We start from the raw sequence: 17,915 nt of genomic DNA on the forward strand, positions 1-17,915 counted from the left end.
TTTAGGAAAATAGGCATTTGAAATACATGTTTTTGTGAAAATGTTTTCAATTTAAGGGAGGCTATAGTGTACAATGAGAGACATGACGTTATTAATTAATAGTAAAGAGGTCAATGTATCAGTAGATGAAAGTTGGACTCTGTTATATGTATTAAGAGAAGTATTAGGATTAACTGGCACTAAAGAAGGCTGTGGAACAGCGGATTGTGGAGCCTGTAAGGTTATTCTAGGCGGGAAAGCAGTTAATTCTTGTGTCATCAAACATTAAGAAAGCAGAAGGCAAATCAATTACTACAATTGAAGGTCTAGCAGCGGGCGAAAAACTGCATCCTATTCAACAAGCCTATATTGATGCTGGTGCTGTTCAATGTGGATTTTGTACACCTGGAATGGTCATGACTACAAAAGCATTGCTGGATGTAAATAGCAACCCAACTGAAATGGAAATTAGAGAGAGTTTTAAAAACAATCTTTGTCGTTGTACTGGTTATGCGAAGATTGTTGATGCTGTAAAAATGGCAGCAACTGCAATGAAGGAGGGGAAGTAAATGTATAAAGTTATTAGTTCAAGCCTTCCAATTCATGATGCTGTAGGTAAAGTAACAGGTGAAATTGAATACACAGGTGATATTAAATTATCCAATATGGTTTATGGTAAATTAGTTTTATCTACAATACCTCATGGTAAAGTAACAAGTATTGATAAAACAGAAGCATTAGCAGTTGAAGGTATTCTAGGGGTTTTAACTTATGAAGATTTTCCTAGTACAAAATATAATAGTGCCCTGCGCTTTAAAGATCGTGATATTATTAAATCAGAAACGGTTTTGTCACAGGAAGTCCACTTTGTAGGAGATCGTGTGGCTGTTGTTGCTGAAACACAAAAAATTGCAGAAAAAGCGGCTAAATTAGTAAAAGTTTTTTATGAAGAATACCCTGCTGTTTTTGATGAAGAAGGGGCTCTTAAAGAAGGAGCACCTGTTCTTCATGAAGGCTTAATGGCTGGCAATAATGTGTTGACTATTAATGCTGGAGCATCAGAAGAAGAAATGGAAAAAGGATTTGCTGAGGCGGATTTTATTTTTGAAGATAAAGTGAAAATACCTATGGTAAGCCAAGTGCCGATGGAAAACCATACGGTTATTGGTGATTATAAAATGGGTAAAATGACTATTTATACATCTAAACAAAACTCATTTGCTGTGAGAGTATTAGCATCAGATGTTTTTGAAATGCCTTTAAATAAAGTTCGTATTATTCAACCTACTTTAGGGGGGAGCTTTTGATAGTAAACTGGAATTGGTTCAGAGTTAGTTGCTGGAGGAGCTTCAAAGCATTTTAAACTACCTGTTAAGATTGTTTTAAGTAGAATTAGAATTGATAATATGGTTTCTTCAAGAACCAGAAATGGTGCTACTATGTTTATGAAATCCGGTGTTAAAAAAGATGGTACATTAACGGCTATTGATTTTAAAATCTATACAAATACAGGAGGTTATGTAGGCTCTGCAGTCAATGTTATTGGTGCTCGCCAAGATCCGGTTAACTTAACACTGCGTTTAAATGAAGATGGTACCTTTAACTACTGGTCAGCCAGTCATGATATGGGGAATGGTTCATTAACAGCACAAACAATGATTATGGCTGAAGTTTTAAGTATTAATCCTCGTATTATAGAGCCTACTAGAGTTGATACAGAGACTTGTTCATGGAACCTAGGAGATTATGCTAGCCGTGGTGTTTTTGTTGAAGGCTATGGTGCATTAAAAGTAGCTGAGCAAATTAAAGAACGTATTTTAGAAGTGGCTAGTCAAATGTATGAAATTGACCAAGCTAAAATTACAATAGAAAACAGTCAAATTGTTGCTGATGGTAAAACGCTAGGTAACTTAGGTGACATTGCAGTGTATGCCCAAAGAAACAAAATTGGAGAATTAATTGTGACTCAGCCCCATGAATCTTTTGCTGGGAGAACATCCTATGGAGCCCGTTTCTCTCATGTAGAAATCAATAAAGAAACTGGTGATATTAAATTACTGGATTATGTAGCAGTTCATGATGTAGGTAGAGTTATTAATAGAATGGGTGTTGAAGGTCAATTAGAAGGTGGTATCCAAATGGGTACTGGATATGCCTTGAGAGAAAAAATGACTTTTGACCCTGCTACTGGACAACTACAATAAAGGAATTTAAAGAAATATCAAATGTATAAGGCTCATGAAATGCCAGATATTACGCTTGATTTTATAGAAACTGGAGATGAAGGTGGACCATTTGGAGCAAAGAGTATATCTGAATGTGCGGTAACACCAGTGGCACCAGCCATTATCAATAGTGTTAATCATGCTCTTGGCAAACAAATTACACAGTTCCCTGTAAGCAAAGAAGAAATTATAGAGTAATGCTTCTTATGGCTTAAAATTAATAGACACAGATAACAGATATAAGGTAAATACAATAGATTGAGCATAATCCATTCGCCTAGATGAGACAAAAGGAGAACTTTAAGCAAGATCCCGCAACTTGAAAAGTAAGATTGTCATATTATGTTGACAGCTATTGTATTTATTTTTATATAAAATGAAAAAGAGGTGACGTAGGTGAAAAGACATGCTTCTAAAATGGAAATGACCATTAAAATTTTAACTCCAATTGTAGCAGTCGTACTTGCTTTATGCATGGGTATGCTTTTAATTTTAATATTAGGGCAAGACGTGCCTAGAGCCGTTCAAGATTTTCTAAAAGGTGCGTTAGGTGGGCCGGTTCAAATTGGTGATATGCTAGCAAAAGTAGCACCCCTTGTCTTTACAGCCTTAGCATATGCTATTGCTTCCCGATGTGGCTTAGTAAACATTGGGGCTGAAGGACAATTCTTGTTAGGTGGACTTGCTTCTGGTTTAGTGGCCATTTATGTACAAGGTTTACCGATGTTTATCCATCTTTCACTAGCAATTATTGTAGGTTTTATTGCTGGGGGTTTATGGGGATTTATTGCAGGTTGGCTTAAGACTTCCTTTGGCGCCAATGAAGTTATTACAACCATTATGTTAAACTACATTGCGTTGTACTTAGTTCGATACTTAGTTGGTTACGATGGACCATTTAATGATCAATCAGGAAACCCGCAAAGTATTGAGTTTTTGGAAACAGCCCGATTTGCAAAAGGATTTTTAATTTCAAAGTCCGATTTAACTTTTTCCATTATTATTGCAATACTAGGACTAGTATTCTATTATATTTTCTTCTTCAAAATGAAGAGAGGATATGAAATGAGAGTGGTTGGTCTTAATCCAACTGCCGCAGAATATGCAGGGATGAAAGTAAAAAGTAATGCGATGTTATCCATGTTTATGGCAGGTGGCTTTGGTGGTTTAGCTGGTGTTTGTGAATTGTTAAGTGTTCAATCAAGAATCTTACCTAACTTCTCATCAAACTATGGATTTGACGGAATCGCAGTAGCCCTTTTAGGACAATTAAATCCAGCGGGAATGGGCTTAGCAGCAGTGCTGTTTGCTATTCTTAAGAATGGTGGATTGGCTATGGGAAGTAAGGGAACAATTTCTCCCTATATTGTAAGTGTTATTCAAGCATTTGTTATTATTTTTGTTATTGCTAGTGGATTCTTACTGGCTGAATACAATAAACGCAGATTAATTAAAAGTGCAAATAGTAACAAGAAGAAGGAGAAATAGACTATGAAAAAGAAAACTAAAAAGTATGGCATTATAGTTGGAATCATTCTAATCGCTATATTATTATGTGGTTTACTCCTTCCTGAAAGCGCTAGTAGTATTCTTGCAAACTTTATTGCTCAGGATTTGAGAATTGCAACACCTCTTGCTATTGCAGCAATTGGTTTAGTATTTAATGAGAGAGCTGGAATTGTTAATATTGGAGCTGAGGGTTTCTTATTAACAGGTGCTTTATCTGCTTGGATGGGAACAGCTATTACAGGTAGTACCTTAATTGGTTCTGTTACGGGTATGTTAGCAGCAGGTGTAATGGCACTCTTATTCTCAGTATTAACAATTACTCTACGTTCTAATCAGATTGTAATTGGGGTTGCAATTAATATTTTAGGCTTAGGAATTACCTCAACTATATTTAGAGCGGTACAGTCTAACGTTGGACAAAGTGTAGGCTATCCTGTAATGAATTTTGATTTCTTAGCTGGAATACCTAAAATTGGACCATTTTTAGATACTATTTTATCACAGCACATTATGGTATATATTATGGCGATTTTAGTATTTGTTTTACAATTTATCTTATTTAGAACCAACTTAGGTTTAAAAATAAGAAGCGTAGGGGAACATCCAAAAGCTTGTGATACTGTAGGTATTAATGTTAACAGAATCCGTTATGGCACAACTATATTCGGGGGCTTAATGTCTGGTTTAGCAGGAGCAATCCTTTTATTAGATGTTAAAATATTCGCTGAAAACATGGTTGGTGGTAAAGGATTTATTGCTTTAGCTGCTGTTATTTTTGGAAAATATACAACTGTTGGAGCATTTGGCGCTTCTCTAATTTTTGGGGGTGCAGAGTCAATCCAGTATTTAGTAAAATCACTAGGTTGGAACTGGCTAAATGATTTAATTAGTATGCTACCATACGTAATTACAATAATTGCACTTTGTGGATTGGTTGGTAAAACACATCAACCAGCAGCAAGTGGAACTGCTTACGTTAAGGAGTAGAATATGAAAATCTTTATTGACAATTGTTCTCTTTTAAAAATAAAAAGCAAAAGAGACATGACTGTTTTACATGAACAATACGTGCTTATTAAAGAAAATCGTATCACAAAAATAGGAACTGTTAATGACGAAGCCTACCTTTTAAACAAAGGTGAAGGTGAAGAAATTCTTCAGGCTAACGGACAATTGTTAATGCCTGGTTTTTTAAATGGACACACCCATTTGTTTCAGACATTTACAAGAGGTTTTAGTGATGGTAGGAGTCTTTTTACATGGCTAAAAGAATATATTTGGCCTTTTATAACTATTATGGAAGAAGATGATTTTTACCTTTCTGCCCTAGTAGGAGCAGTAGAGAATATTAAAAGCGGGGCTACCAGTGTTATTGATCAACACTATGTTCATATAAAACCTGAATTTGATGATAAGACAATTGAGGCTATGATTAAAAGTGGTATTAGAGGAACTTATTGCAGAACTTTCGGAGATATTAATGCCTATGATGCTCTACTGGAAGATGGAGCACACATTAAAAGTGAGTCAATAAGGCTTTTAGAAACCTACCATAATACGCAATACGCATAATGGCCGCAGTAAAGTGTCATTAGGACCGTTAAATCCTTGGGCAATTAGTGAACAACTTATGGTTGACACATATGGACTTGCGGAAAAATATGATACAACCTATCATATTCATACAGCTGAAACTGAAGGTGTCGTTGATAAAACTATGTAAATGTATGGAATGAGAAATGTGCCTTTTTTGAAAAGCTAGGTGTTTTGAGCAAAAGAACACAATTAGCTCATAGTATTTGGCTTTCAGATGAGGAGCTTAATACAATTAAGAAATATGATGCATCTGTTATTTATAATCCTGTGGCCAATATGATTTTAGGAGATGGGACAGCAAAAATTCCTTTAATGAGGGAAAAAGGCATTACCGTTACTCTAGGAACAGATGGTCCAGGTAGTAATGACCGTGAAGATATGTTTGAAGTATTGAAGACAGGTGCTTTATTACAGAAAAATAATCACCTTGACCCAGAAGTTCTCGATCGTTATGATATGTTGGATATGGCTTTTTCAGAAAGTGGAAAAGCGGTGCTAGATGATAGCATTGGATTAATAGAAGAAGGATATAAGGCTGATTTAATTTTAGTCAATATTAAAAAATCTCATATTATGCCAATACACGATTATTTAAGCAGTATTGTATTCAATTGTTGTGGTAGTGATGTGGAGACAGCTATTATCGATGGTGAAATTGTTATGAAAGATAGAAAAATATTGACTGTAGATGAAGATGGATTACTTTCTTTATGTCAGGAACGTTTAAACTATCTCCAGAAAAAGCCAATTGGTAAGGAGGAAAATATCATGCCAAAAATTTTAGGTATTTGTGGAAGCCCTAGAAAAGGTGTAACTCAATTCGCTTTGGAAGAAGCATTGAGTGAGGCAACAAAAATCCCTGGAATAGAAGCTGAAATATGGTCTGTTAGAGGAAAAATTGGGTATTGTGTACACTGGATGCCTGTATCCGTAAAAATGTTATGTGTATTATTAAAGATGATTTACAAGAATTGGAAAAGAAAGTATTAGAAGCAGATGCTCTTTTAGTAGGATCACCTGTTTATGATATGAATGTTACAGCTCAATTACAGGCGGTTTTTAATCGTCTTCGTCCAATCTATTTAGTATACCCTGTTGGTTTGCAAAATAAGGTTGGCTCAGCAATATCTACAGGTGGCACACGTCATGGTGGACAAGAGCTAGTTAATACCAATATTTTAAATTTCTTTTTAATGCATGAGATGTTAGCATTTGGTGGACTAGGCGGTTGCTACAATGGTGGCACTGTTTGGAGTCGTGACCAAAAAGCAGCAGGTGTTAAAGAGGATACAGTAGGTCTTGATACAGTAAAACGTTTAGGTGCTGGTTTAGGTGAGGCTGTTATGGTATCTGCTTATGGAAGAGCAAAATGGCTTGAAGTGAAAGAGTCATTGAAAATTCAAAATGACAGTAAATCACCGCTTAGAGAGCACTAGAAAGGAGGCGAAATCATGGCAACTATTTTAGAAATGAAGAAAATTGTAAAACAGTTCCCTGATGTTCTTGCTAATGATGACGTTAATTTTAAGGTGGAAAAAGGTAGTGTTCATGCCTTAATGGGTGAGAATGGTGCAGGAAAATCTACCTTAATGAATATTTTATATGGTTTATATGAGCCTGCAAGTGGTGACATTTTTTTAAATGGCAATAAGGTGAAAATAGATTCTCCAAAAGTTGCAATTGAAATGGGAATTGGAATGGTACATCAACATTTTATGTTGATTCCAGCAATTTCTGTTATTGAAAATGTTGTTTTAGAAAAAAAGGGGAACAAACAAGTTCTTGACCTTAAAACTGCAGCTAAGGAGTTTGTTGCTTTAGGTAAGCAATATAATATGACAATTGATCCTTGGGCTTTAGTTGGCGATTTAACAGTTGGGGAACAACAGAGAATCGAAATTTTAAAAGCTATTTATAGAGGGGCAGAGATTCTTATTTTAGATGAGCCTACTGCTGTATTAACACCACAGGAAGTTAAAGAATTATTTAAAATTATGAATCAGTTAAGAGATGAGGGGAAAACTCTAATCTTTATTAGTCACAAATTAAATGAAGTACTAACAATTTGTGATGAAATAACTGTATTACGTTTAGGTAAAACACAAGATACTTTACCAGCAAAAGGTACAACCAAAGAAACTTTAGCTGAATTAATGGTTGGTAGAAAAATATTAGTTGAATTAAAGAAAGGGCCATATAAGCCTGGCAATCCTGTACTTGAAATGCAAAATGTTTCAACACCTTATGATGAACATCAACATGGTGCACTTCAAAATATAAATTTAACAATTCGTGAAAATGAAGTATTAGGTATTGCAGGAGTAGATGGCAATGGTCAAGATGCATTAATTGAATCGATTACAGGTCTTTGCAAAGTTGAGCCAGGCGGACATATTAAGATTAAAGGTGAAGATATGACTAATGCAAGTGCTAGAAAGGTTCTTGAAAAGAAAGTTTCTCACGTTCCTGCTGATAGACATAAAAGAGGAATGGTTTCTGATATGTCAATTGCTGAGAATATGCTATTGGTTAGTTACTACCACCCTCCTTATTCTTCAAAAGGATTGCTTCATTGGAAATTTATCAATAAGAAATCTGAAGAACTGGTAAAAGAGTTTAATGTAAAGACACCAAATATCGAAGAGTTTGCAGGGAAACTGTCCGGTGGAAACCAGCAAAAAATGGTTCTTGGAAGAGAATTAGATAGAGAACCAGACTTCTTAATTGTTGCGTATCCTGTACGTGGACTAGATATTGGCGCTACAGAATATATTCATGAGAGAATTTTAGCTGAAAGAGATAGAGGATGTGGTGTTCTTTTAGTTTCAACAGAATTAGATGAAATTTTATCATTAAGTGACAGAGTAGCTGTGATGTATGAAGGTAAAATCATGGGTATTCTTGAGAAAGCAGAATTTGATGTTACAGAAATTGGTATGATGATGGCTGGAACAAAAAGACATACTGAAGAGGTTAAAGAAAACATCATAGCAGTATAAGTATTAAAACTATATTATAGTTGTAATAAATTTTTTAGCAAAAGGAGTGACTCAATTGAAAAAGTGGTTAGGAATAGGAATATTAGTAATATTTTCATTGTTTGGGCTTGTAGCTTGTGGTGATAGTAGCAGTGGTTCAGGAGATGGATTTAAGGTAGGCATGGCATTAACTGGTTCTAAAACCGATGGTGGATGGAACCAAAGCGGCTTATGAAGGGTTAGAACCAAAGATAAGCTAGGTGCAGAAATTGTATTTAATGAAAATACACAACCATCTGATTATGAAAAGATTTTAAGAGACTATGCTAAAGAAGGTTGTACATTAGTAATTGGACATGGTTTTGAGTTTTCTGATGGAGCTAAAGTAGTAGCAGAGGAATATCCAGATGTGAAATTTGTTGCAACTAGTTCTCAGGTATCAAATAATAAAAACCTAGGATCTATTGAAAATAATGCATGGGAAGCTGGATTCCTTCAAGGTGCTTTTGCGGCACTATTTTATGATGGAGAACCAGTTGGGACTGTTGGCGGACAAGAAATTCCACCAATTAAAAATTCAATGGTTGGTTATGAAGCAGGTGCAAAATACATTAAATCAGATATTAAAGTATTAAGTGCAACAACGGGTAACTTTGATGATGCTAATAAAGTTAAAGAGCAATCATTATCAATGTTCCAACAAAGTGCAAGTATTTTAATGGTTAATGCGGATCATGCTGCACGTGGTTGCTATGAAGCTGCAAAAGAGAAAGGCAAATATGCTATTGGCTCTATTGCACCTTAGTATGAGCAATATCCAGAATCATTAATTGCGTGTGGTGAGGTTAATATGCCTAAAGCTATTTTCCAAGTAGCACAAGATGTTAAGGATGGAAAATTTAATGGTGAGTATTACTTGAAAGGTGTTGCAGATGACATTGTATCTTTAACCTACAATCCAGCTTTAGAATCAAAAGTTCCAGAAGCAGTTAAAACAAAAATCACAGAACTTACTAGTGAAATAAAAAGTGGTAAGTTAAAAGTTATGGATTACATTAAGTAAGTATGCTAAAAAGCTTTCCAAATTAATTTGGAAAGCTTTTTAATTCTATTGAGAGGAATTAGAATATGAAAAAAATTTTATTTTATTTTGAAACGTTAATAGGTTGTATTTATCATTTTTTGTAGTATATAATGCAAATAAATAGCTCGAATCTTAGTCTTTAATATTTGGATTTAGATTTTCTGTATAACCCAAGATTGTAATTTTACTGCTATGTTCAAGTTGCTATATGCACTAAGCGGTAAATTATTTGCACCAACAAGTTCTATTTTTGATGTAGCAAAAGGGGTTGTTAAATTTAAATTAATTTTTGGATCAACATAAACTGCCCAATCAGCTTCCTTAGGATCCGGACTAGGACTATAACTATTTGTAAAATTAACAGTTGCAATAGCATCAGCAGCATTAGTATAGTTTGTACAATAAAATGAAATACAAACACTCATAAGTAAACTAAAAAAACAAATAATCTTTTCTTTATTTTTGTCATTATTTCCTCCATATATATTATATAAACACAAAAAATTATTTATTAAAAAATTAAATATCAATTTACTGTAATTCATCAATATAAAAAATAATTAATCAGGTACGTCAGTTAATGTCCAAATTAAGGTGGTTGAATAATCGAGGGGGATTGCATCACCTGGTGAAACAATAAGGGCTATATTATCTCCACAGACCACGTTGCCTTCCATTGAAGCAGTCCTTCATCAGTACGTGGAGCTCTCACAACATTAGATGGCATACTGACATTGTTAATAAAAACATCTGCATATATATTGGAATAAACTTTTGGTGGTGTTCCTGCAGATATTCCCGAAGTAATTTCTCCAGTTATTTGAGTCAAAGAACTCACCTTTTTCAGACATATATTACTGCCGCTTAAAGCATCTGCAAATACAGTATGTTGACCATCTGTATAATAAACTCTCATAGGAAGACTGGCTTGAACCGTAAATCTATATCCACTTGACACTCCTCGCTCATCGCTCACTCTTACATTACTATTAACCATTGAGTCAAGATAAGTATTAGTAACATAATGCCCGTTAAGCGAAATCGAACCAAAGTTAAAAACACTTGGCACTTCAAGTAACTTTAAATCACCTTTAACAAATTTAGCTGTAATAATAGTGCTTTGACTTTGTGAACTAGCTGATATTACAGAAATTCCAAATGTAAAAACAATATCAAAGTTAAAATTGCTGACACTAATTTTTTCATTATTAATCCTCCTATTTACTTGGTGTAAAAAGCATATTTATACTATTATCACTTTCTATTTTCTTTATTCCTTCTATTTTTTATTAAAAAATATACTAAAATTACTAATGCAATGTTAAAAATAATATAAAGAAAAATTGAATAATCAGGAGGATTAACAACGTTTGTAGTATCATCAGAGGTCTTTTGATCTACTGTAAAAGATAATTGTTTTTTCCAATCCTTATCTCCGATTTTCACTGTAACATCTACTACATAATTCCCTGGATCTATATTATTTTTTTTCCAATATATTGGTAAGTCAGCATTAGAATTTGGTGCCATAGCAATCTTAGAGCTTTCATCAGATTGCAAAATTTCTGAGGATCCTGCCTTCTTAACTTCCGTTTTAAGAATCATATTATTTATTATTGAAGCTTCAGTATTTTGAACATTAATAGTAATTACTGGTATTCTTTTATATCTTGTAACACCTGCTTTATTAATAATAATATTAGGTTCAGGAGCTATATCATAGTTTAGTTTTACGCCTTTGATTAACGCACTTATATTATCTACTTGAGTTTTATTTGCTATATCATTTTTATTTTTTTTCTCTCTATATTGAATTCCACCTAGTATTATTCCTTTTTTTATGTCTTTCGGAATTTTTAAATTGGCTGTAATTTTTTTTGTAGTTTTAGCTGGTAAACTTATTTCTTTTTCATTCAATTCCAGTATTGTGCTTAAAGGGTTTTGTAAGCTTACATCTAAAGGATATTTTGTAGGTGAATAATCAATTTCTCCATTCATTGTTGTCCAAGCATTTGTTATTTCACCTTCTAATTCTACATCAGCATCTTTGTTATTAACAAGCGTTACCTCAAGAACCTGACTCATTTCAGGCTGAATAGATAAATCAAAAAAAGTTTCATTAGTGTGAATTTGATTGCTAGGTAAGTTTGCTTCCATTGTCATATATTCATCATCTGCTAGTATTTGACATGCACCAAATATAAAAGAAAAAAGAGCTATTATAGTTATAATACATATTTTTTTCAACATATTTCCATCCCCCTTACCAAAAACACTTGGGATAACTGTATCCACAATTACCCCAAGTTTAAAAAATCAATTATTTAAACAATAACAAGAACATTTACTAATGTCCATATCAAAATATTATGGCACATCAGCTAATGACCATGTCAAAGTACATAAATAATCTCCGGCTTTTGCTTCTCCAGCTTTAACATTTAAAGTAATTTTATCTCCTGTCCAATTTGCAGCCCAACCCAAAAGACCTTGGTCACTCAAGTGGGATGTGGATAGAACTGTAGATGGAATAGCAACTCCTAAATTAAAATTATCAGCATAAATTGTACCTGAACCATTAAATACTAATGGTTCAGTTCCTATACCAGCAGTTGTAGAATCTTGAACAAGTGTAGGCTTTATTAATTTTATATTACCTCCATCTAATTCATCCAATATTATTGAATGTAGTTCATCTTCTTCATAAGATATCATTCCAGTGAGAGCTTGAACTGTTAATTTATAACCATTTATGCCACCTCTTTCATCCGTTACATGCGCTGTATAGGTGGTAGTATTTGGTAATGTTGCGCTACTAGCTTTTACTGCATTTACAAAAATATCTCCAAAAGCAAAAGAATCAGGAACTTTATCTAATGTTAATAAAGAAGCAGGCTCTTCTGCCTTTAAAGAATTAGGCTGGAGTAAGTTTAAGTTAATAAATAATATAACTATTATTAATAAATATAGAATATTTTTTTAATAGGGTTAGAATTTGACTTGTCATTATTTTACCTTCTTATTCATAAAATATTTTTTTGTTATTGTTATGTTTTTTAATTGTATTCTATAAGGCGTTTGTTTGCCAATTCAATAATATTTTTATGATTAAAACATGTATCATAATACTTTTTAGTATAACTCATCTAAATATATTTTAGCATAAATAGCTTTATAAAAAACAGTATAAATGTATTATTTTTATTATAATACAAGGAAATTTCACTAAAAAAGCATTGACTTATTACTGCAATGACTATACTATAAAATTAAAGAAATATATAAAATACTGAAAAATATTTTATAATAAAATAGCGAGCTACTACTGTTTAAGAAAAAGACTTCAATTACTCAAAATAACATTAGCGAAAAATGAAAACACATCGTGTATGTGACAGGAGAGAGATTTTTTATATGAAGAAAAAAGTTTTAATATTATTTGCAAGTTTACTAATATTAGGATTTGCTTTGCCAGTTTCAGTATTTGCAGCAAACCTTACAGGAACAACACAAGTTACTGCAAAATTTAAAACAGGGGATTTAACATTGGACGCTATCCCTAGTGCATTTGCTTTTGGAGATATTTTTGTAAATGCAGTAAAAGCTAGTAGCGCAACATTACCAAATACTACCACCTATACAGCGCATGTAACGGATGAAAGAGGTGGCATAAATGGTTATAAATTAACAGTTCAAGCTCTCACTGGAATGATATCTTATGAAGAAGATGAACTACATTCAATAATATTGGATGAATTAGATGGAGGTAATATAAAATTAATAAAGCCTACACTTGTTCAAGATTCTACAACTGCTGGTATAGGAACTGAACCATTAGTATTTAATGGTTCAGGTACAATTTATGCTGATAATTTTAATTTAGGAGTTGCTATTCCATCTACAGTTCTATCCACATCCCACTTGAGTGACCAAGGTCTTTTGGGTTGGGCTGCAAATTGGACAGGAGATAAAATTACTTTAAATGTTAAAGCTGGAGAAGCAAAAGCCGGAGATTATTTATGTACTTTAGTATGGACGTTATCTGATGTACCTGCAGCAGTTGTAGTCTAGATGATTTTTTAAATCATGTTAAAATGAAAAGTAGTATAGAATGTGATTAATAGAAATGAGAGAGAATAAAAAGTGGTCTAAAAACCTATGAAGCGTGTTAATTATCATTTTAAGTTTAGCAGATAGGAATAGGCTTAGTATTTAATATAAATAATTGTATTAGACTTAGATAGTTATCAAACTACCTAGTTCTTAGTTTTTTATTAATGAAGTAGTCAATAATTAAGAGGCATAAAAAGACTGAATTAAACCACCTGTTCAATTCTAAATCGGACAGGTGGTTTTCCATTAAGTTTCCGAACAGGCCTAATATAATTAAAATAGTGAATTGTTTTAGCGACTACAGAGCGTAAATCATCTTCTAACCAATAACGGGGCGGAATTGAAAACGCAAAACATCTTTAAACCTGCCAAAGAAACTTTCCGTAATGGCATTATCTTTTGGGTTATCGACTCTTGACATACTTTGAACAACATTATATTCTCTAAGCAAGGCTTGATAAGCTGATGAAGTGTATTGAATACCTTGGTCACGGTGTAAAAGGATAGGGTAATCAAGTACGCTTTGTTTTTCCAGAAACCTTTTTGCGGAGTCTAGAACAAATTTCATACCAAGAGAATCACTTAATTCCCATTCTATAATTTCATTGTTGAATAAATCTAAATAACAAATTAGATAGTAACATTTTCCTTTATGTTTAATATATGTAATATCTGAAACCACTTTTCTGAGAGAATCTAGTGTGTTAAATTTTCGATTTAAAATATTAGGATAAATACAGGTAACGGGCTTTACGTGTATATCCTCTAATATTGAGCCGCTTCATTGAACGCCACACAGACACATCACATACTTGCCAATCAACCTCTAATTCAAGTTTATCTCGCAGTTGTCGGTATCCCACATTGAAGGATAGTGGGTATGAATATTTTTAATATGAGCATCTAGCAATACTTGTGTTTTTCATACTGATTAGGTTCTCCTTCTGCTAATTATTGTTACTCCCATTTGTGGATGTTGCTTTCACTTATTCCAGTTTCTTTTGAGAGGTTTTTTCTAGATTCTCCTGACAAGTATCGCTTTACTATTGATAGCTTTTCTTCTTTACTGTGAATTTTGGATATATACTAAAAAAGTAGACAGGAAAAAGTGAAACATGTTTTAAATAAGTAGACACATAAGAAAGGATAAAATTATGAATAATTACAAGAAATACGATGAAGAATTTAAAAAAAGTATTGTTAATTTACACCAAAACGGTAAAACTCAATCCCAACTTTCTAAAGAATATGGTGTCTCCATGTCTGCTTTACACAAGTGGATTAAACTTTATTCTCAGGTTAGAATTGATGATGATACTATTCTAACCGCTAAGCAGATTAAGGATCTTCAAAAGCGTAATGCTCGACTCTAGGAGGAAAATATCATTTTAAAAAAAGCAATTGCCATATTCACGCCTCACTCAGACAAAGATTAATGGCTGTTCATACCCTTCGTTTTCAGCACGCTATCTCTTTTCTTTGTCATGTCCTTAAAGTGAACCGCAGCTCCTATTACAAATACTTTTCGGAAAAACTTTCTCCTAGAACTATTGAGAATTAAAAACTCCGTCAGCTTATTCTCGGAGATTTGTCATCTTACTAAGAGACGTATTGGCCCATCTAAGATTAAGGCTCTTCTTTCCTATGACTATGGCATCAACATCAGTATTGGTAGAGCGAGCCGCCTGATGACTGACATGAATCTTCCTAAAATGCCTACTATCAAACTTCGGTTTATTCATCCGAGGTCTATTCCCAATTTTGATTGCCCTAACTACCTAAATCAAAATTTTAATGTTCCTCAGCCCAATCAAGTCTGGGCTAGTGACATTACCTATATTAATTTAAATGCCTCTTTTGCTTATCTCTGTGTTATTATGGATTTATTTTCTCGTAAAATTATTGCTTGGAAGCTCTCTCTTAAAATTGATACTTCTCTTGTTAAGGATACTTTTATCAAAGCCTTTTATTCTCAAAAACCTTCTACTTCTCTTATTTTTCATTCTGACAGAGGTTCCTAATATACTTCTTTTATCTTTAGAAAGCTCCTTGATTCTTTTGGTATCATTCAATCTTTTTCTAAGCTTTCTCATCCTTGGGACAATGCTGTCGTTGAGTCCTTTTTAAATATATGAAAAAAGAAGAAATTCTTCGTAGGTCTTTTTCTTCCTTTGCTCAAATTAAGCTTTCCTGCTTTGAACACATTGAGGGCTTCTACAACCCCCTATACGTCCCCACTCTGCTAATAACATTCTTTCTCCTAATTCCAAAGAAGACTATTTTTTCACTTCTATTAAAACTTAATTTCACTTTTTCTATCTACTCTATTGACATTCTTCCAGTAGCTTCATTTAAACTGTCTACTTCCTTTATATCCACACTGAAGTTTTCAACACTTAATTCATAGCCATGTTCTTCCCATTGGGTATATAAAATTACATAATTATTTGGCATCACTGTACTTGCAAAGTCCCATTTTATTCCACTTCCATCTTTTGCTGTATTACAACCGCTAAATGCATAACCCGTTTTGTGTAGTTATTACTTGGTAAATTTTGTTTAGCACCTTCCTTGAGGCTTAGAGGAGACATTATTCCTTCTCCTCCATTACTATCAAAATTTAGTTTGTTTTTCTCTCTTACATTAACAAATGAAGTTATAGTACCAACTTTTTATTATTTCTGATATCCATAATATCTATAGATATTGTTTTTTCCAATAGTTGAAAAATCAACCGGTTGAACTACATTAGCACTATAACCTTGCAACAAGGAAGTCACTAAGCTATTATCATCTGGAGCTGAATCACCTAAATAAATTGTATTGTTTACTGGCGAAGCAATCTTAACCCAATCACAACCATCAATAAGATTCCCAGCAACATCACTATCATAAGGTTTTTTACTATAAGCCTTAAATTCAACTCTTGTTATAGAAAGTGACGGAGGTGTTGCAAAATACCCTTCATGATAAGTCAAATAACGTACAGTGCTATCAGCTATAAATTCAAATTGATTATCAATATCAAAAGCTTTATCACCATTTATTAAAGCGCCCGCATACTCCATCCCGCCATATCTTGCCCTATGCCAAAAAGACCATCTATACAAAGACCCTGAATCTGTTGAAAGATTTTGATACACAGATGCAGGAGAGTTAGCATTAAGTTCGCATATAAAACGACCATTATGAGACACTGCTCTATATAAAGGGGTTGCCCAAATCTCAATTTGATTATTTATATCAGTTGTTGACCAGCCAGGAACATCTTTTGGATCTAACATCCAACTAATTACCATTTGAACCATAATTTACATCATCAAAACCCTTATTTTGAAGCTCCGTTGGATAAAGCATCACCTGTGCTCCTTGTATCCAGTTGTCAATCGATGTACAACAAAACATCAAAAAAACAACTAAAAATAATATTAATACCGGTCCAAAAAATTTTTTCTTTGTATTCATTTTAATCATTACTCCTTATATTTATGCAAATTACACTCAAGATACAAATAAAAGTATTCAACAATCTAATAAAAATACCACTCTGATAAGTTTTCATCATTTTAGGAAAATACATTTTATAATTTTTTTATTAATATAATATAATATTATATTATATTTGTCAACATCTTAGATATTATCATATAATTATACTATTTAATGTGAATTAATTGTTATATGCTGAAAAACAAATAAAAAGCTAGCAAAAGAACTAGATATTTAAAAGTTTGTCAGTATTTTGAAGTATTACATTTAGGCTACAATGAATTCCCTTATTACACTCCTTTAAATCTTGAATTTGAAAATGAAATTCTCAGAAATATACTTTTTGAAATTATCTTTATCCATAAAGGTATAATAGGATGCTATTAAAATACAGATTTTTCAAAAAAGAAACAATTATTATATGATTGACTATTCATGCAAATTAAAGAATTCAATACACAGGTTATCCTTTTTATGTAAGTTCTGCTATTTACCATTTTATTCATAGACTTTCTCACAGGCAAGTCCTTATGATAATACAGCGGTCGACTCTTTTAAGCATAAAATTCGACCTAATAAATTATATCAAACAAAAACATATAATATTGTCGATTATTTAAAAACTTTTAAAAAACACTAAATGTATTCATTTTAGTTTAGATTATTTTCATTATGGATTTCAGTATTCCAATAATTTCTATTAATTTTTTTGTCCAAGTTCACCTTGACACTATAATAAATTATCTATATTCCACTGAAAAACAATAACCAATATTATAGCAAAGTGAACGAAAGATATATTTAATTAAGCAAAGTTTAGATATGAAACACTTGCTCGACTGTTTATTAGTCATTTACATTAAATACCATTATTCTATTATTTTTATATTTTCTTTCTATAAAATTAACCATAAAAAACTAAATCTGAATTATAAAAAGAAA

22 protein-coding genes and 4 pseudogenes are annotated in these 17,915 nt (G+C 32.7%); 17 read left to right on the plus strand and 9 right to left on the minus strand.

What is annotated here, in order from left to right:
• Positions 1–73 precede the first annotated feature (73 nt).
• The 14 genes and pseudogenes from AZF37_RS00405 to AZF37_RS00460 all read left to right on the plus strand — a co-directional run bounded on the left by AZF37_RS00405 (position 74) and on the right by AZF37_RS00460 (position 9,350).
• Positions 74–548, plus strand: a pseudogene (locus AZF37_RS00405) ((2Fe-2S)-binding protein).
• Complete coding sequence (locus AZF37_RS00410; protein ID WP_088369093.1) at positions 549–1,286, plus strand: xanthine dehydrogenase family protein molybdopterin-binding subunit; 738 nt, start codon at positions 549–551, stop codon at positions 1,284–1,286. It begins immediately after the preceding pseudogene.
• A gap of 12 nt (positions 1,287–1,298) precedes the next feature.
• The gene (locus AZF37_RS00415; protein ID WP_342668727.1) at positions 1,299–2,183 is read left to right on the plus strand and encodes a xanthine dehydrogenase family protein molybdopterin-binding subunit; all 885 of its coding nucleotides are present in this window, start codon (positions 1,299–1,301) and stop codon (positions 2,181–2,183) included.
• Between the two features lie 21 nt (positions 2,184–2,204).
• Complete coding sequence (locus AZF37_RS00420; protein ID WP_088369095.1) at positions 2,205–2,402, plus strand: hypothetical protein; 198 nt, start codon at positions 2,205–2,207, stop codon at positions 2,400–2,402.
• Between the two features lie 198 nt (positions 2,403–2,600).
• On the plus strand, positions 2,601–3,692 hold the full coding sequence (locus tag AZF37_RS00425) for an ABC transporter permease (protein WP_088369096.1): 1,092 nt from the start codon (positions 2,601–2,603) through the stop codon (positions 3,690–3,692).
• 3 nt (positions 3,693–3,695) lie between these two features.
• Positions 3,696–4,700: an ABC transporter permease gene (locus AZF37_RS00430; protein WP_088369097.1), complete on the plus strand. Its 1,005-nt coding sequence runs from the start codon at positions 3,696–3,698 to the stop codon at positions 4,698–4,700.
• Between the two features lie 3 nt (positions 4,701–4,703).
• Positions 4,704–5,285 (plus strand): amidohydrolase family protein, encoded by a 582-nt coding sequence (locus AZF37_RS00435; RefSeq protein WP_088369098.1) that lies wholly within the window; start codon positions 4,704–4,706, stop codon positions 5,283–5,285.
• A gap of 13 nt (positions 5,286–5,298) precedes the next feature.
• The gene (locus AZF37_RS10115) at positions 5,299–5,436 is read left to right on the plus strand and encodes a hypothetical protein (RefSeq protein ID WP_162473756.1); all 138 of its coding nucleotides are present in this window, start codon (positions 5,299–5,301) and stop codon (positions 5,434–5,436) included.
• Positions 5,437–5,477: 41 nt separating this feature from the next.
• Positions 5,478–6,299 (plus strand): annotated as a pseudogene (locus tag AZF37_RS11095) (amidohydrolase family protein); the annotation flags it as partial.
• Positions 6,281–6,745 (plus strand): flavodoxin family protein, encoded by a 465-nt coding sequence (locus AZF37_RS00445; RefSeq protein WP_245611969.1) that lies wholly within the window; start codon positions 6,281–6,283, stop codon positions 6,743–6,745. The pseudogene AZF37_RS11095 and the gene AZF37_RS00445, both read left to right, overlap by 19 nt.
• A gap of 15 nt (positions 6,746–6,760) precedes the next feature.
• Entirely contained in the window at positions 6,761–8,308 is a 1,548-nt protein-coding gene (locus AZF37_RS00450; RefSeq protein ID WP_088369099.1) for an ABC transporter ATP-binding protein, read from the plus strand.
• Between the two features lie 55 nt (positions 8,309–8,363).
• Entirely contained in the window at positions 8,364–8,522 is a 159-nt protein-coding gene (locus tag AZF37_RS10120) for a hypothetical protein (RefSeq protein ID WP_162473757.1), read from the plus strand.
• An 18-nt stretch (positions 8,523–8,540) separates the two neighbouring features.
• Positions 8,541–9,092: pseudogene (locus AZF37_RS00455) on the plus strand (BMP family protein); the annotation flags it as partial.
• A gap of 45 nt (positions 9,093–9,137) precedes the next feature.
• Positions 9,138–9,350, plus strand: a complete 213-nt coding sequence (locus AZF37_RS00460) for a hypothetical protein (protein ID WP_088369101.1) — start codon at positions 9,138–9,140, stop codon at positions 9,348–9,350.
• Positions 9,351–9,523: 173 nt separating this feature from the next.
• Here the strand turns inward: AZF37_RS00460 and AZF37_RS00465 are convergent, their stop codons facing one another.
• The 4 genes from AZF37_RS00465 to AZF37_RS00480 all read right to left on the minus strand — a co-directional run bounded on the left by AZF37_RS00465 (position 9,524) and on the right by AZF37_RS00480 (position 12,212).
• On the minus strand, positions 9,524–9,919 hold the full coding sequence (locus AZF37_RS00465; RefSeq protein ID WP_162473758.1) for a hypothetical protein: 396 nt from the start codon (positions 9,917–9,919) through the stop codon (positions 9,524–9,526).
• Between the two features lie 95 nt (positions 9,920–10,014).
• Positions 10,015–10,368 (minus strand): hypothetical protein, encoded by a 354-nt coding sequence (locus tag AZF37_RS00470; RefSeq protein ID WP_162473759.1) that lies wholly within the window; start codon positions 10,366–10,368, stop codon positions 10,015–10,017.
• A gap of 257 nt (positions 10,369–10,625) precedes the next feature.
• Positions 10,626–11,666: a DUF916 domain-containing protein gene (locus tag AZF37_RS00475; protein ID WP_088369104.1), complete on the minus strand. Its 1,041-nt coding sequence runs from the start codon at positions 11,664–11,666 to the stop codon at positions 10,626–10,628.
• Positions 11,667–11,738: 72 nt separating this feature from the next.
• Complete coding sequence (locus AZF37_RS00480; protein ID WP_245612115.1) at positions 11,739–12,212, minus strand: WxL domain-containing protein; 474 nt, start codon at positions 12,210–12,212, stop codon at positions 11,739–11,741.
• On the opposite strand from AZF37_RS00480, the gene AZF37_RS11100 reads away from it, so the two are divergent.
• Entirely contained in the window at positions 12,160–12,354 is a 195-nt protein-coding gene (locus AZF37_RS11100; protein WP_245611970.1) for a hypothetical protein, read from the plus strand. The genes AZF37_RS00480 and AZF37_RS11100 overlap by 53 nt on opposite strands.
• 431 nt (positions 12,355–12,785) lie before the next feature.
• Positions 12,786–13,442 carry a WxL domain-containing protein gene (locus tag AZF37_RS00485; RefSeq protein WP_162473760.1) on the plus strand — a complete coding sequence of 219 codons (657 nt, stop codon included), beginning with the start codon at positions 12,786–12,788 and terminating at the stop codon, positions 13,440–13,442.
• Positions 13,443–13,803: 361 nt separating this feature from the next.
• On the opposite strand, the gene AZF37_RS00490 is transcribed toward AZF37_RS00485, so the two are convergent.
• Positions 13,804–14,166, minus strand: coding sequence for a DDE-type integrase/transposase/recombinase (locus tag AZF37_RS00490; protein ID WP_162473761.1), 363 nt, complete (start codon positions 14,164–14,166; stop codon positions 13,804–13,806).
• Between the two features lie 275 nt (positions 14,167–14,441).
• Positions 14,442–14,567, minus strand: a complete 126-nt coding sequence (locus tag AZF37_RS12970; RefSeq protein WP_162474076.1) for a helix-turn-helix domain-containing protein — start codon at positions 14,565–14,567, stop codon at positions 14,442–14,444.
• A 71-nt stretch (positions 14,568–14,638) separates the two neighbouring features.
• On the opposite strand from AZF37_RS12970, the pseudogene AZF37_RS00495 reads away from it, so the two are divergent.
• Positions 14,639–15,788: pseudogene (locus tag AZF37_RS00495) on the plus strand (IS3 family transposase).
• 15 nt (positions 15,789–15,803) lie between these two features.
• On the opposite strand, the gene AZF37_RS11985 reads toward AZF37_RS00495, so the two are convergent.
• From AZF37_RS11985 to AZF37_RS00505, 3 genes are all read right to left on the minus strand, one after another.
• Complete coding sequence (locus AZF37_RS11985) at positions 15,804–15,938, minus strand: hypothetical protein (protein WP_281178885.1); 135 nt, start codon at positions 15,936–15,938, stop codon at positions 15,804–15,806.
• Between the two features lie 221 nt (positions 15,939–16,159).
• The gene (locus tag AZF37_RS00500; protein WP_088369108.1) at positions 16,160–16,792 is read right to left on the minus strand and encodes a hypothetical protein; all 633 of its coding nucleotides are present in this window, start codon (positions 16,790–16,792) and stop codon (positions 16,160–16,162) included.
• The gene (locus AZF37_RS00505; protein ID WP_162473762.1) at positions 16,773–16,949 is read right to left on the minus strand and encodes a hypothetical protein; all 177 of its coding nucleotides are present in this window, start codon (positions 16,947–16,949) and stop codon (positions 16,773–16,775) included. The genes AZF37_RS00500 and AZF37_RS00505 overlap by 20 nt, the downstream gene beginning before the upstream one ends.
• Positions 16,950–17,915 lie beyond the last annotated feature (966 nt).

It is taken from the genome of endosymbiont 'TC1' of Trimyema compressum (genome assembly GCF_001584725.1).
Lineage (GTDB): Bacteria > Bacillota > TC1 > TC1 > TC1 > TC1.